This window comes from Nonomuraea sp. NPDC049750, from assembly GCF_040659625.1.
Lineage (GTDB): Bacteria > Actinomycetota > Actinomycetes > Streptosporangiales > Streptosporangiaceae > Nonomuraea.
This window is the reverse complement of the sequence record NZ_JBFANB010000003.1, coordinates 338,621-353,232: the sequence shown is the minus strand read 5'-3', so window position 1 is coordinate 353,232 and position 14,612 is coordinate 338,621. Positions and strand designations below refer to the sequence as shown.

General features: G+C 71.7%; 10 protein-coding genes. 5 read left to right on the top strand and 5 right to left on the bottom strand.

Annotated features, from left to right (window positions below; all coding sequences use genetic code 11):
• Positions 1-3: 3 nt before the first annotated feature.
• The gene (locus AB0J16_RS10135; RefSeq protein ID WP_358536778.1) at positions 4-759 is read left to right on the top strand and encodes a (2Fe-2S)-binding protein; all 756 of its coding nucleotides are present in this window, start codon (positions 4-6) and stop codon (positions 757-759) included.
• A gap of 6 nt (positions 760-765) precedes the next feature.
• Here AB0J16_RS10135 and AB0J16_RS10130 read toward each other — a convergent pair whose 3' ends face one another.
• Both AB0J16_RS10130 and AB0J16_RS10125 read right to left on the bottom strand, forming a co-directional pair.
• Entirely contained in the window at positions 766-1,872 is a 1,107-nt protein-coding gene (locus AB0J16_RS10130; protein WP_358536776.1) for a serine hydrolase domain-containing protein, read from the bottom strand.
• Positions 1,873-2,038: 166 nt separating this feature from the next.
• On the bottom strand, positions 2,039-2,731 hold the full coding sequence (locus tag AB0J16_RS10125) for a helix-turn-helix domain-containing protein (RefSeq protein ID WP_358536773.1): 693 nt from the start codon (positions 2,729-2,731) through the stop codon (positions 2,039-2,041).
• Between the two features lie 623 nt (positions 2,732-3,354).
• On the opposite strand from AB0J16_RS10125, the gene AB0J16_RS10120 reads away from it, so the two are divergent.
• The 3 genes from AB0J16_RS10120 (at position 3,355) to AB0J16_RS10110 (ending at position 7,800) form a co-directional block, all read left to right on the top strand.
• On the top strand, positions 3,355-5,391 hold the full coding sequence (locus AB0J16_RS10120; RefSeq protein ID WP_358536770.1) for a transposase: 2,037 nt from the start codon (positions 3,355-3,357) through the stop codon (positions 5,389-5,391).
• Positions 5,392-5,492: 101 nt separating this feature from the next.
• Positions 5,493-6,527 carry an alpha/beta hydrolase-fold protein gene (locus AB0J16_RS10115; protein WP_358536768.1) on the top strand — a complete coding sequence of 345 codons (1,035 nt, stop codon included), beginning with the start codon at positions 5,493-5,495 and terminating at the stop codon, positions 6,525-6,527.
• 91 nt (positions 6,528-6,618) lie between these two features.
• Positions 6,619-7,800 (top strand): histidine kinase, encoded by a 1,182-nt coding sequence (locus AB0J16_RS10110; protein ID WP_358536765.1) that lies wholly within the window; start codon positions 6,619-6,621, stop codon positions 7,798-7,800.
• Positions 7,801-7,911: 111 nt separating this feature from the next.
• Here AB0J16_RS10110 and AB0J16_RS10105 read toward each other — a convergent pair whose 3' ends face one another.
• Complete coding sequence (locus tag AB0J16_RS10105) at positions 7,912-11,217, bottom strand: BTAD domain-containing putative transcriptional regulator (RefSeq protein WP_358536763.1); 3,306 nt, start codon at positions 11,215-11,217, stop codon at positions 7,912-7,914.
• Positions 11,218-11,276: 59 nt separating this feature from the next.
• Here AB0J16_RS10105 and AB0J16_RS10100 point away from each other — a divergent pair, with 59 nt between their 5' ends.
• Positions 11,277-12,794, top strand: coding sequence for an MFS transporter (locus AB0J16_RS10100; RefSeq protein WP_358536760.1), 1,518 nt, complete (start codon positions 11,277-11,279; stop codon positions 12,792-12,794).
• 5 nt (positions 12,795-12,799) lie between these two features.
• Here the strand turns inward: AB0J16_RS10100 and AB0J16_RS10095 are convergent, their stop codons facing one another.
• Both AB0J16_RS10095 and AB0J16_RS10090 read right to left on the bottom strand, forming a co-directional pair.
• Complete coding sequence (locus AB0J16_RS10095) at positions 12,800-14,026, bottom strand: DUF6596 domain-containing protein (protein ID WP_358536757.1); 1,227 nt, start codon at positions 14,024-14,026, stop codon at positions 12,800-12,802.
• A gap of 43 nt (positions 14,027-14,069) precedes the next feature.
• A complete protein-coding gene (locus AB0J16_RS10090) occupies positions 14,070-14,441 on the bottom strand; it encodes a YciI family protein (protein ID WP_358536755.1) in 372 nt (123 codons plus the stop codon).
• Positions 14,442-14,612 lie beyond the last annotated feature (171 nt).

The following is a 14,612-nucleotide window of genomic DNA, read 5'->3' as shown; positions in this document are numbered from 1 at the left end:
CAAGTGACAGACGTCTTCACGCGACTGGAGTCCTTCGGCGAACGTTTCCGGCTCGAACAGGGGCTCGCGCCAGGAGAGGACTGGATCGCCTGTGACCGGCTGCTGGATCCGCGGTCGGCGGAGCTGGGCCGGGTTCTCGAAGCCGAGCGCCAGGCGAGCGGCCAGATTTCCGATCACGCGACCGCGCTCACGGTCATGGCGGTGTACGCCGGCACCGTGACGGCGGCCGCGGTGCTGGCCTGGGCCGTCGAGGGCGTGGTGATCGACATGCGCCCCGGGAACGTCGCCATCCGGCTGTCTCCCCACCACGGCTTCGAGGCGGTCGGGCTGCGCGAGCCCCGTGTCGCGGAAGCCCCCGTGACCACCCTGGTGGAATGGGTCCTGGACGACCATCTTCTGCCGCTCGCGCAGGCCATGCGGGTTCGTACCCGAGCCGGACTCCGGCAGCTTCATGGCGGCGTGGCGCACGGCTGCGCGGCGGCCCTCTGCATCGCCAGCAGACGCGGCGGGGACGTCGATCAGCTGGAGAGCGCCTACAAGACCTTCTCGGCCGCGTCCACCATCGACCTCGACCGCCTGGGCAAGGTCGTCCGGCTCACGGCAGACGACCGGAAGGGACTGTTCTACCTGCGCGACACGTGCTGCCTGTACTACACCTCCGCGGAGGAGACGAAGTGCTCCAGTTGCTGCCTGGACAGCGTGGACCAGCGCATCGCCAACTATCGGCGGGTTCTGGTCGAGGGCGTCGTCCCGCACTAGGGAAGGTCAGTCCTCGCCTACCACGGTCAGGTCGTCGTCCAGCGCCGCGGCGATCGCGGCGGCGCGGGAATGATCGTCCAGCCGGCGCGTCAGGTAGGCACAGCCGTGCCCGTGCTTGAGCGACCACCACGCGGCCGAACCACCGATCCCACCCTTGGCGATCTTGCCGCGGTCTCGTACGAAGCCCAATGTCCAGGTGATCCTGGTGCCGAAGACCTCATCGAAGTCGGTGACCTGGGAAGCCAGCAGGTCGGCGTGCAACCGCGGTCCGAGCAGCGTGCGTACGGGGCCGTCCGCGCTGGTCAGCTCGGAGAAGAACCTGGCCATGGCGGTCGCCGTGGTGTGCAGGTTGACGGCGCCGAATACCGCCTGCCGCCACGGTCGCGAGTTCGCCCGCTCGACGTCCAGGGTCCCGTCGGGGATCCGCAGCCACGGCGCCGCGTGCAACTGGCGGGGCCATTCCGGGTCGGCGTACTCCAGGTCGGCGACGCGCTCCAGCGCGTCATCCGGCACCCCGAACCAGGCGTCCAGCCCCAACGCGGGCCGCACCCTCTCGTTGAACACCTCCCCCAGCGTGGTCCCGGCGCCGGCGCGCAGGATGCCGTCCACGAGATGTCCGTAGGTCAGCGCATGCTCGCCAAGCGACGTCCCGGGGACGTACTCCGGCGCCGCCCTCGCCAGGCTGTCCCGCAGCCCGGCGTCGTCCAGCAGGTCCAGGCCCGCGGCTTCGGCCGGGAACCGCGGCTGCCCCGACCGGTGCGTGAGCACCTGACGCAACGTGGTGCGCTCCTTACCGCTGACCCCGCACTCCGGCCAATACCGGGATACCGGCTCGTCCAGGGCCAACGCGCCGTCACGCACCGCCACCAGGGCGGCGAGCGTCACGAACGACTTCGACAGGGAGTACGGCTGCACCAGGGTGTCGGCCCGCCATGGACGGCCCTGAACAGCGTCGGCCCAGCCCCCGCTCAGCCGGACGACCTCGCGACCGTCCCGCCAGACCGACACTCCGGCTCCTGTCTCCCGGCCATCGCGCACCAAGTCCTGGAAGACCTCGCGCACCCTTTCGTACCCGTCCGCAACGAACCCTTCGACCGACACCGCTTCGCTCACCCCTGTACGAGTTTTCTCCCAAATATACCCATGGAGGGTATATCGAGGACAGCTAGACAGAAGAAAGCCCCCTCCACGAGGGAGGGAGCTTTCAAACTGCGGCTGTTCGGCTACGGCTGGGCGAGGCCGGAGTCAGCACGCCGGGTCGGCTCTCCAGACCACCGGATCATCCAACGGAAGAGTCGAAGCCCGTCGGGCCTACTTCGCGCTCCAAGATTCTGACGATCTTGCCGGCCTCGTCATTCTCGCCCGGGACGTAGAACGGCCTTCCGTCGCGGCCGAAAGTGATCGCCGACGGGCCACCCTCCCAGGTGCCCAGGACGTGGGAGGCCGAGTCGAAGGTCACGAACGGCTCCAGGCCCAGCGTGCGGGCATAGTCGACCGAACCGAAGACGAGATGCTGAGCCAGCTCGATCGGCGCCTCCTGCCAGCCCGCGTAGTCGCTGAAGAAGTACTCGCGGAACCTGCTGAGCTGCCGGCCGTCAATGACGTCCGGCCCGATCAGGTCCTTGACGCCCGTGCAGTAGACGTCGGCGAGGTAGCCGCAGACCGTCATCCGGTCCCACTTGTGCCGCCGGGCCACCAGCACGCACACCTTGCCGTCCAGCCCGTCGGCATCCGGCTTCTCGTCGATCCAGCCTCGGGCGGGGTCGACGGTCAGGCCGTTGCTCCAGCCGACGTTGATCCAGCAGCCGGCCACCTCGGGCTCCCCCGCCGCCGCGCTGCCCTCGGCCGCCACGGCCCGGACGAGCGGGGCCACCACCGACGGCGAAACCCCCAGCGTGCGGGCGATCTCCTTGGGAGACCTGCCTTCGGCTCGCAGCTCGCGTACCCGGTCCTTCAGTTCTGCGCTGTCCACGGAGGAAGCCTAGCGACCCCCGGCGCCCCGGACGTCCGCGCAACGGCAAAGCGGAGGTGGCAGGGTATGAACCGCTGCGCATATTCGCTAGGAAACCTGAACATCCGCCATGATCTGTCGAGGTTTCCTCTTGGTCGGCGGCGGCCGGGCCGATGATCGGTTCGCAGGGCGCGTCGTGGGTTGGCGGGGTTCTCGTCGGCTCGGTTGTCTGCGGTGTTGCTGAGTCTGCAGGCTTGCGATGCGATGGCTGCGGCTGGTTCTGGCCTGGCGGGCGGGCAGATCGGAGTGTTGTCGTTCACTTGTTCTATCCGCCAGGGCCAACCGATGGTAATCTTTCGGTTGCCGATCGTGATGTTGTGTTCCGGGGGGCGGGGGTGCAGACAGACATGGGGGCATACCAGCTCTCTTGCGATCGGGCCGCGCCGACCATGCGGTGCGGCCGTTGCCACGACCGCCACCCGGCCGTTGTCGCGACCGCCGCCCGGCCGGCGCCCTCGCCCGCACGTGGTCGCCGACTGTCGGGCAGTGCTCACTGGGCGGCCGATCCGAGCGCGGGCGTCACCGTCCGCCCACCCCGCCTTCCGCCCGTCTTGCCTTCCGCCTGCCCCGAGACGGAGCGATGCATGAGTGAACTGACCGCTACTGCCTCGTGCACCGCCTATGCGGCGGTGGTGGAGGCGAGTGGTGAGGTCGTTCCTCAGCCGCTTGTGGCGCGGCGGGTGGCCTGGCTGGCCGCTCTGGCCAGCGACCTGACCGCCCGCCTGGTGGCCGCCCGGTGGAATCCGGTTGATCTGGACGCTTTGGCGTCCGGGGTGGGGCCGGATGGGCGGGTGTTGCCGTCGAAGGGCTGGATGGCCCTGCGTCGGCTGGGCTGGGGCGTGGGTCCGCCCTCGGGCGTACATGTGTGCGATCGGGTGCTGCGGTGCGCCCAAGAGCAGGCCGCCCGTGCCTTGCGGCTGGCGCTGTACCGGCGCCGGCTGGTGGCGGCGATCGTGGCGACCTGGCCGCAGGCTACGGGTGCGCGCACCGGCGCGGAATGGGACGCGCTGCGCGCGCTGCTGCCGGACGGGGTGACGGCAGCGGACATCCGGAACCGGACCCGGCAGGTTCGCGCCTATCACGACGAGTATGGCGCGTTCCCGGCTGATCTGATCGAGTTGGAGGAGCCGCCGGACGTTGCGGCGCAGGTGGTCTTGGCGGCGGCCGACCGGCAGTTGGTGACCTTGGAGCGTTCTGGCAGTCGTAGCGCCCGACTGCGGGTGCGGCTTCCGCTGGTCGAGTTTCCCGCCTCCGGCAGGGACTGGGCGTGGCATGTGCTGCCGGTCGCGTTGCCGCCGACCGTCACGCCGGAGGCGACGTTGTTGACGCCCACTGCGCGAGTGAGCAAGGGTCGGGTGCGCGTTGACCTGCCGTTCCGGATCCCGATCGGTGTCGCGCCCGCCACGGGTCATACGGTCGGGTGCGGCTTCGACTGGGGCCTCAACACCCTCCTGGCCGGCACGGTAGGGGAGTTGGCCGATGGCCGAGTGATCAGTGATGGGCGGCCGTTCACCTACGACGCGAGCGGTGTGTCGGCCAAGTTGCACCGGTTGCGGGCCGAGCGTGAGCACCTGGCCGCCAAACACCGGCACCTGGAAAGGCTTCTGGCGGGCATCACGCCCGCCGATTCCCGCTACGCCGCGTTGCGTACGGCCTGGCAGCGCATCGGGGTTGAGCATGAGCGGTTGTGCGCCCGCTTCCGGAACCTGAACAAGGCGCTGGCCTGGTCGGCGGCACGCTGGGCGGTCGACCACGCCGTGAGCGCCGGGGCGACGATCATCTACCTGGAGGACCTGGCGACCCTGGAGGCGCGCGGGCGCCGGGGGAGCGTGAACGCGCGGCTGTCGGGGCAGATGCGCGGGAAGATCGTCGAGGCGATCCGGCACCTGGCGGCCAGACACTCCATCGCGGTGGTCACCGTCCCGGCGCGCGGCACCTCAAGGTACTGCCCCCGCTGCGGAGCCGGCACATCGATACTGAGGCATTGCCCGGCTCCGGATCGGGCCGGCGAACGGGGCTGGAGGTGGGCGTACTGCCCGGCCTGCTGCCTATCCTGTGACCGGGACTGGGCAGCGGCCGAGCGGATCCTCGCACGCGGCCTGCTCGGCCAAAACGCCACCCGCACCCACCGCTCCACCGGCGTGCGCACCATCCACGCCGTCGTGGAGGGCAACGTGGCCCGCGCCCGACCACGACGCAAACTCACCCGCGCGGCCCGGCGCGCCCGCCGCACCCGAGCAGACCTGCATCCCCGACCAGCAGCACGCGACAGAGCCAAGAACCGCCCCACCCCGAAACGACCCACCCGCACCCTCAACAACCCGATCAACAACCTGAACGACACCTCGGCCGTCCACTCAGCGAACAACCCGGCCGACCAAGCAATGACCTCCAGCCGTGTGCCCGACCGGCGCACGGTGCCCGCCCCACCGCCCACCAGCGGTGGACAGCGTCCGGCGGGCCATGCACCCAAGCCGGGACGGCACCAGCCGCACCGGACAGGGCATGTCAGGAACTCCCACCATCGGACCGGCTTCCACCACGCCAAAGCCACCCCCGTGCTCACGCTTGCCAAGCACGGGAGCGGCCCAAAGCAGGCTACGCCTGTCCGAGTTGCCTGATCCCTTCAGGGAACTAACAGGGAATTCAAGACGCTGATCTCCAAGTGCCCATCGGGGATCGACATCTCGGCCGGCTGACACCGGCCAACGAGAGGAAGCCCATGCTGCCCTGGTCCGACGAGCTGGCCGGTCGCCTCGACCACAACGTCATCGACAGCGTGCTGCTGCGCGGCAACCCCCTTGGGGATCCGCATGAGCGGCCCCTGTACGTGTACGTCCCCCCGGGGTACGACGATCACCCCGAGCGGCGTTATCCGACCATCTATGTGCTGCAGGGCTATACCGCGCATGTCGCCATGTGGTTCAACCGGACGCCGTTCCGGCGGACGTACCCGGAGCTGGCCGACGGCGTGTTCTCGGCCGGTGACGTGCCGCCCGCGATCGTCGTCTACGTCGACGCGTGGACCTCGCTGGGCGGCAGCCAGTTTCTCGACTCGCCCGCCACCGGCCGCTACCACTCCTACCTGTGCGACGAGGTCGTACCGTGGGTGGACGCCCACTACCGTACGCTGGCCGGCCGCGACCACCGCGCGGTCACCGGCAAGTCCAGTGGGGGCGGCGGGGCGATGGTCACCGCCATGCTGCGGCCGGACGTGTTCGGGGCGCTGGCCACTCATGCGGGCGACGCGCTGTTCGAGGTCAGTTTCCGGTCCGGGCTGCCGGTCGTCGCGCGGCAGCTACGCGACATGTACGGCGGTTCGTACGACAAGTTCCTGTCCGACTTCCGGAGCAGAATCGCCGGGACCAGGGACAGCGACCTCGAACTGCTGGAGATGTACGCCTACGCGGCGGCGTACTCGGCCGACGAGGACGGCACGGTCCGCCTGCCGTTCGACGACACGGGCGCCGTCATACCCGAGGTGTGGGAGCGCTGGCTGGCCCGCGACCCGGTGCTCATGGCGGCGCGGCCCGAGTACGCCGAGGCGCTGCGGTCGATGCGGGCGATCTGGGTGGATGCGGGCAACAAGGACGAGTACTTCCTGGACTTCGGCGCCACCGCGTTCCGGCGGGCGCTGGAGGTGGCGGGAGTGCCCGATGAGCGGATCTACTTCGAGCTCTTCGACGCCGGGCACGGCGCCATCGAGTATCGCTACCCGCTCGCCCTGGCCTGGCTGAGCCGCCGCCTCTCGCCCTGAGGCCCTCTGCCTCCCGTCTTGAGGTCCCCGCCTCTCGCCCTGAGGTCGGCGACAGCGTCAGGCCGGACGGGGTCCCGTTAGGCTGGCGGGCGTGTCTCGACTGGCGGCCTCTTTCCGGCTGATGGCGATGGCGGCGCCGTGGAGTCGACGGACGGATGTCGTGCTGGCGGATGTCGTGCTGGCGGGGACGTTGGCCGGGTTGTCGTTCGTGCCCGGGATCGCTCATCAGGGCGTCGATCTGGCGGACCTGCCGGACCTGCCGCTGGACGCGGTGGGAGTGCTGCTGATTCTGGCGCAGAGCCTGCCGTTGGTCATGCGGCGGCGGTGGCCCGCCGGGTGTCTGGCGGTGGTCGGCGGGGCGTTCATGGCGTTTCAGCTGCTGCGCTATCCCACGGCGTTCGCGGCGCTCGGGCTGATCGTCGCGTTGTACAGCGTGGGCGCCCACCTGCGGCGTCGGTCGTTCACCGTGGTGGCGGTGGTGGCGGTGGTGGCGTACGTGGGGCTCGCTGTCGCCCTGGACGAGTTGGGGTCGCCGGAACGTCCGCTGGACTACACGACCTTCCTGCTGTTCCTGGTGGCGTGCTGGGCCACTGGTGTCGTCGTACGGGAGCGGAGCGCCGCAGAGGCGGAGCGGGTACGGCTGGCCGAGGCGGCGGTCGTCGCGGCGGAGCGCGCGCGGATCGCGCGGGAGCTGCACGACGTGGTCACCCACCACGTGACGGCGATGGTGGTCCAGGCCGACGCGGCGCAGTTCCTGGCCGGGCAGCCCGAGCGGGTCACGACCGGCCTGGAGGCGATCAGCGAGACGGGCCGCCACGCGCTGACCGACCTGCGCTACCTGCTCGGCGCGCTGGACGGTACGCCGGACGCGGACGGAGAAGGCCGCGAGCCGTCAGTGAGCCGGCTGCCCGATCTGGTGGCGCGGACCCGGGGCGCCGGGCAGCCAGTGGAACTGGTCGAGGACGGACAGCCGGGCGCTATGGAGAAGGCCGCGGAGGTGGCCGCCTACCGGGTCGTCCAGGAGGCGCTCACCAACGCGGTGAAGCACGCTGCGGGCGAACGCACGCTGGTCCATGTGCGCCATGGCGAGGAGTGGATGGAGGTGGAGATCACCACGGACGGACCCAGCCGTCCCGGACTGGGGCGTGGTGGCGGGCGGGGGCTGGTCGGGTTACGGGAGCGCGTCAGTGTGGTCGGTGGTGAGCTGAGCGCCGGGGTACGGTCCGGCGGCGGGTTCACGGTTCGGGCCCGGATCCCGATGGGCCTGCGCTGAGCGCGATCCGGGCGCTGGGCTTGATGGCTTCGCAGGCTCCGGGCGCTGGGCTCGACGGCTTCGCAGGCTCCTGGTGCTGGGCCTGATGGCTTTCACCGGCTCTTGATGGCCTTACGGGCTCAGGTCGGCCGCGTCCTCGAGTTTCAGCCTGCCGCCTTGCTCGTACGCGATGCCGAACGCCGCCTCCCCCAACGCCTCCACGACCGCCTCGGTGACCCGCGTGATCTCGGCCGCCTCCGACGGCGCGGCGGGCGTCTGGTTGTGCTCGCGGACGCCCGCCGCCAGCCCCAGCAACCGGGCGGCCCGTTCGTGGCCGCCCCCGGCGGCCACGGCGGAGGCCAGGCCCTCCACGGCCCACGTCGCCGAGCGCGGGTCGCCGATGCGCTGCGCCGCCGTGAGCGCCTCCAGGTGCAGGTCCCTGGCGGTCGCGACGTCGCCGCGCCGCTCGATGAGGAAGCCGAGCTCGACGAGTGTGTCCGGCAGGTGCAGGGCGGGCTCGACGCCGGGACCCCTGGCGATCCCTTCGAGCAGGTGGTTCAGGCGCTGCTCCGCCAGGTCGAGGTGGCCGGCCCGGCGCTCGGCATAGGCGAGCCCCATCTCGGCCATGATCGTGGTCTCTTGATGGCCCTGCCCGGAGGCGATGTGCAGGGCCCGCCCGCACAGCTCCATGGCCCGCTCGAACTCGCCCGCCCCCAGCTCCATCCAGCCCAGCCACGCGGTGCGCCCGGCCACCTCCGGCCAGAGCCCGAGGTCCTCCGCCATCCGCAGCCCGTCGGCGAACAGCCGCCTGGCCCGTTCCGCGTCGCCCCCCATCTCGGCCAGCCCGCCGAGCCACTCCGTGGCCTGGAGCACTCCCCACCGGTCGCCGAGCTGCCGGAACAGCCGGGCGCTCTCCTCACCGTCGCGTTCGAGGGCCACGAAGTCCCGTCGCGTGAAGGCGTCCCGCGCCCGGCAGCTCAGGGCCGCGGCGATCCCCCACTCATCGCCCATGGCCCGGAACGTCGCCAGCGCGCTCGTCACCAGCTCCTGCCCGGTCACCATGTCGAGCGCCGACGAGCCGATAAACCACTCGGCCCTGGCCCGTACGCCCGGATCCGCCACCCGATCCACGGCGGACCGCCAGTCGATGTCCTCCCCCCGCATGACGGCGAACCCGGCCCGCCACGCCCCCGCCCTGGCCCGAGCCGAGCTCGACACACCGAAGTCCTGAACAGCGCCACCGTCACCAACAGCCCCCACCTCAGGAACAGCGCCGCCGTCCCCGATGGCCAGGGCTGACTCCAGGGACCGGCGCCCCTCGGCCAGCCGGCCGCGCAGCACCCAGTACCAGGCCAGCGCGTTCACCAGCGTCAGCGCACCGGCCGCGTCCCCCGCCGCCGCGGCCGCGTCGAGCGCCGCCCGCATGTTCGCGGCCTCCGCGTCCAGCCGCAGCAGCCACTCCCGCTGGGCGTGCCCGTAGAGAAACGGCTCAGCCTGTACGGCCAGCGCCGTGTAGTAGGCCGAGTGCGCCTGCCGTACCCGATCCAGCTCACCCGCCTCGGCCAGCCGCTCCAGGCAGTATTCGGCCACCGACTCCAGCAGCCGGTACCGCATGCCCCCCGTACCGTCGGCCACGACCACCAGCGAGCGGTCGACCAGCCGCGCGAGCAGGTCGAGCACGTCGAGCCCGTCCTCCGCGCAGGTCTCCTCCGCGGCCTCCAGCGTGCAGCCGTCGGCGTGGACGGCCAGGCGGCGCAGGACGGCGCGTTCGGGCTCCGTGAGCAGCTGCCAGCTCCAGTCGATCACCGCCATCAGTGTCTGCTGACGCGGCGGCGCGCCGCGCTGCCCGGAGGCGAGCAGCCGGAAGCGGTCATCGAGCCTGGCCACCACCCCGTGCACGCCGAGCGCGCGTACCCGCGTCGCGGCCAGCTCCAGAGCCAGCGGGATGCCGTCGAGCCGCCGGCAGAGCTGCGCGACCGCCCCGGCGTTGCCCTCGTCGAGCGTGAAGCCGCGGGCGGAGGCGGCGGCCCGCGCCACGAACAGCTGGGCCGCCTCGGACCGCGCCACCTCATCGGGGTCGGCGCCGGCCGGTACGTTCAACGGCGGCACGCTCCACAGCACCTCACCGGCCACCGCCAGCGGTTCCCGGCTGGTGGCCAGCACGCGCAGCCCGGGAGCGGCCCGCAGCAACCGGCCGGTCAGCTCGGCGACCCGCTCGATCACGTGCTCGCAGTTGTCGAGGACGAGCAGGAGTTTCCGGGAGCGAAGCGCGTCGGCCAGCCGGTCGACCAGGGGCGTCCCGTCGGACTCCTCCCGGATGTCCAGCGCCGCCGCGACGGTCTCCGCCACCGCCTGGACGTCGAGCGCCGCCGCCGCATTCTCCGCGACCGCCCGCCCGTCAATCGGTGCCCGCACGGCGAGGTCCGAGGGTCGCCCGTCGAGGTCCGGAGCGCGCGTCCCCCGGTCGAGGGGGGCCAGCTCGACCAGCCACGCGCCGTCCGCGTACGCGTCGGCGAGCCGGGTGGCGCTCTCCAGCGCCAGCCGGGTCTTGCCGACACCGCCGCTGCCGGTCAGGGTGACGAGCCGGTTGCTCTCCAGCAGGGTACGGACCTCCGCCAGCGCTCCGTCCCGGCCGATCAGGTCGCTGAGCGAGGCGGGCAGGTTCGTGACGGGCCGGTCGGCCGGGCTGCTCAGCGCCGGGTCCTGGCCGAGTATGGCCTGGTGCAGCGCGGCCAGCTCGGGCCCGGGGTCGAGGCCGAGCTCCTCGGCCAGCCGCTCGCGCAGGTCGGCGTAGCTGGCCAGCGCCTCGCTCTGCCGTCCCGCGCGGTACAGGGCCCGCATGTGTACGGCCCGCAGCCGCTCCCTCAGCGGATTGCGGGCCACCAGGTCACCGAGCTCGCCCACGAGCAGGCCGTGCTCGCCCAGCTCCAGCCGCGCCTCGGCCTGCTGTTCCAGGGCGGACAGCCGCTGCTCCTCCAGCCGGAGGATCGCGGACCTGGTGTACTCCTCGTCGGCGAAGTCGGCGAACGCCGGGCCGCGCCACAGCGCCAGCGCGTCGGACAGCAGCTCCGCCCTGGTCCGCGGGCTCTCGGCCGTCTCGGCGCGGGCCAGCAGGTCGGCGAACCGCGCCGCGTCGACCGTACCCTCGGCGGCCTTGAGCAGGTAGCCGGGCGCGCGCGAGACGATCAGGTTCTTGCCGCCCGGCTCGGCCTCCTCCAGCGCGCGCCGCAGCTGCGAGACCCGCACCTGGAGCGCGCCCGCGGACTTGGCCGGCGGTTCGCCCGCCCACAGGTCGTCCACGAGCCGGTCGGTCGACACCGGCCGGCCCTCCTCCACCAGCAGGTCGGCGAGTAGCGCGCGGACCTTCAGCCCGGGGATCGTGACGGGCTCCCCCTGGTCGGTCCATACGGCCAGCGGCCCGAGCACCCCAAAGCGCATAAGGGCCACCTTAAGCGGACGAGAAGTGGATCTGAAGGCCGCTCCAGCACCGTGAAGGCATGGGAAACACGATCAACAACCTCGCCGGACGACGGGAATGGCTCGGGCTGGGCGTCCTGGCCTCGGTGGCCCTGCTTCTCTCCCTTGACGGGAGCGTCCTCTACCTGGCGCTGCCGCGGCTGAGCGCCGGTCTGGGCGCGAGCGCGCCGCAGCAGCTGTGGATCCTGGACATCTATTCGTTCATGCTGGCCGGGTTCCTGGTCACGATGGGAACACTGGGCGACAGGATCGGCCGCCGCCGGCTCCTGATGATCGGCGCCGCCTGCTTCGGCGCCGCGTCCGTGCTGGCCGCCTTCTCGGTCAGCGCCGAGATGCTCATCGCCACCCGGGCCCTGCTGGGCGTCGCGGGGGCCACCCTGATGCCGTCGTCGATGGCGTTGCTGCGCAACATGTTCCGGGATCCGAAGCAGATGGGCGCCGCGATCGGGATCTGGTTCAGCTGCTTCATGGTCGGCATGGCGCTCGGCCCGCTGGTCGGCGGCCTGCTGCTGGAGCACTTCTGGTGGGGTTCGGCGTTCCTGCTCGGCGTGCCGTTCATGGTGCTGCTGCTGGCCACCGGGCGGGCGCTGCTGCCCGAGTATCGCGACCCGGCCGCCGGGCGGCTCGACCCGGCCAGCGTCGCGCTGTCGCTGACCGCCATCCTGCCGTTCATCTACGGGCTCAAGGACGTCGCCAGGAACGGCGTCAACCCGCCGGCCGTCGCCGCGCTCATGATCGGTGTGGGCGTCGGCGTGGTGTTCGTCCGCCGCCAGCGCCGTCTGGCCAGTCCGCTGCTCGACCTGCGCCTGTTCGGCAACCGCGCGTTCGCCGCCACCCTCGGGATCATGCTGCTCGGCGGCGTGGTCATGGCGGGCACCACGCTGATGTCCACGACGTACCTGCAGACGGTCGCCGGGTTGTCGCCCCTGAGCGCCGGGCTGTGGCTGGTGCCGCAGAACATCGTGATGATCGCCGCGCTGACGCTCGCCCCGGTCCTCGCCCGCCGGTTCGGGACGGCGTACGCGATGGCGGGCGGGCTGGTGGTCGGCGCCGTGGGGCTGTTCGCGCACACCCAGGTGCCCAGCGTCGGCGGTACGTGGCTGGTCGTGGCCGGCCTGATCCTCGCCTCCGCCGGGATCGCGGTGCCGATGGGCGCGGGCAACGGCCTGATCATGACGGCCGCCCCGGTGGAGAAGGCCGGATCGGCGGCGGCGCTCGGCGAGACCTCCGGTGAGTTCGGGGTGGCCGTGGGCGTGGCCGTGCTGGGCAGCCTCGGCACCGCCGTCTACCGTGGCCGGCTGCCGGACACGCTGCCGGTGGAGGGTGCCCGTGACAGCATCACCGCGGCGGTGACGGTCGCCAAGGATCTGCCCGGCGTACTGGAGGTCGCCAGGGACGCCTTCACCACCGGGCTGAACGCGGTCGCGGCGGTCGGCGTGGTGGTCTTCCTCGTCCTCGCCGCCGTCACGATCGCCGTGCTCCGCCACCACGACCGCGCCGCGCGGGCGGACAAGTCGGAGGTACTCGCCGCCGCATGACGCCCTCAGCCCAGCTCGGCCGCCTTGCGCAGCAGCACTGAGCGTTCGCCCTGGTTGGCGCACAGCCGGGCCGCCAGCTCCAGTTCGGCGCGTGCTTCCGGTTGCCGTCCGAGCCGGGCCAGCAGCTCGCCGCGTACGGTCGGGACCAAATGCGAGCCGGGGAGCCGGTCCGAGGCGATCAGCTCGTCCACGATGGCCAGGGCTCGCGCCGGGCCTGAGGCCATGGCCACGGCGACGGCCCGGTTGAGTTCGACCACCGGCGAGGGCGCGACCCGGCCGAGTGCCTCGTAGAGCACCACGATCCGGTCCCAGTCGGTCGCCTCGACCGAGGGCGCCGACGCGTGGGTGGCGGCGATCGCGGCCTGCAGGCCGTAGGGGCCGAGGCCGCGCGTCGATGCCTTGGCCAGCGCGGCCAGCCCACGGCGGATCGCCGAGAAGTCCCACAGCCGCCGATCCTGATCCTCCAGCAGGATCGGTGAACCGTCCGGGCCGGTCCGGGCCGGGAAACGCGCGGCCGTCAGCTCGCACAACGCCAGCAGGCCATGCACCTCCGGTTCGTCCGGCTGCAGCGCGGCCAGCGTGCGGGCCAGCCGGATCGCCTCGTAGGCGACGTCGGGGCGCAACAACCGGTCGCCCGACGTGGCCGTCGACCCCTCGGTGAAGATCACGTAGAGGACGCTGAGCACGCCGCCCAGCCGTTCCCGGCGCTCGGCGGCCGGCGGCAGCTCGAACGGCACCCCGGCCGCCGCGATCGTCTTCTTGCCCCGGGTGATACGGGCCTGCACGGTCGGCACGGGTACGAGGAACGCGCGGGCGATCTCCTCGCTGGACAGGCCGCCGACCACGCGCAGGGTCAGCGCCACCCGAGCCTCCGGGGAGAGCACCGGGTGACAGCTGACGAACATCAGCGCCAGCACGTCGTCATCGATCTTGTCGGGATCGATGTCGTCGTCAACCACCGAGTCGGCCGCCAGGTCGGCCGCCAGCAGGGCGTATCGGTCCTGCAGGGCGGTCCGGCGGCGGATCGCGTCGATCGCCCGCCGCCGGGCCGTGGCCATCAGCCAGCCGACCGGATTGGCCGGAGAGGCGAGCGGCCACGACACCAGCGCCTCGGCCACCGCCTCCTGGGCCGCGTCCTCGGCCAGCCCGAAATCGCCGGTGAACCGGGTCAGCGCGGCGACGATCCGCGCCGACTCGATCCGCCAGACGGCCTCGACATCAGCCGCACCCATCAGATCTGGCCGTTGCTCTCGCACCCGGCCCAGTCGTTGACGATCACTGGTCGACCTGCGGGACCTCGTCGCTCCCGGCCACCCGCCGGACCTCGATCTTGGACCCGGGGGCCGCCGGGACCCGCTTGGCCCACTCGATCGCCTCCTGCTTCGAGGCGACATCGAGCAGGAAGTAGCCCCCGAACAGTTCCTTGGTCTCTCCGTAAGGCCCGTCCGTGACCACCGGGGCCTCACCGCTGAAGTCGACCACGACGCCCCGGGCCGGATCATCCAGCCCCTCCGCCGCGAGGAGAACGCCGGCCTTGACCATCTCCTCGATGAACTGGCGGGTCGTGGCCATCATCTCGTCGATGTCGGCCATCATGGCCGCGTTCGACTCATCGGTGCCCCGCATGATCAGCATGTACTTCGACATCGCGTTCTCCTCATCCGGCGGGGCCGCCTCTCGGCCCTCACACCCACATGTCGAACGAGCTGCCCGCGGATCGACACGGTCCCGGAGAAATCTCTCGCCGCGACGTCGCCGATCCCTCCAACCCGCGTTTCGCCCATCAGATCGGCCCCTGAGCGGTGGCCGACGCGCGGA

Coding starts and splice junctions, on each gene's coding strand:
- AB0J16_RS10120 (WP_358536770.1), top strand. CDS start 3,355: ATGAGTGAACTGACCGCTACTGCCTCGTGCACCGCCTATGCGGCGGTG.
- AB0J16_RS10115 (WP_358536768.1), top strand. CDS start 5,493: ATGCTGCCCTGGTCCGACGAGCTGGCCGGTCGCCTCGACCACAACGTC.
- AB0J16_RS10105 (WP_358536763.1), bottom strand. CDS start 11,217: ATGCGCTTTGGGGTGCTCGGGCCGCTGGCCGTATGGACCGACCAGGGG.
- AB0J16_RS10100 (WP_358536760.1), top strand. CDS start 11,277: ATGGGAAACACGATCAACAACCTCGCCGGACGACGGGAATGGCTCGGG.
- AB0J16_RS10095 (WP_358536757.1), bottom strand. CDS start 14,026: ATGGGTGCGGCTGATGTCGAGGCCGTCTGGCGGATCGAGTCGGCGCGG.
- AB0J16_RS10090 (WP_358536755.1), bottom strand. CDS start 14,441: ATGTCGAAGTACATGCTGATCATGCGGGGCACCGATGAGTCGAACGCG.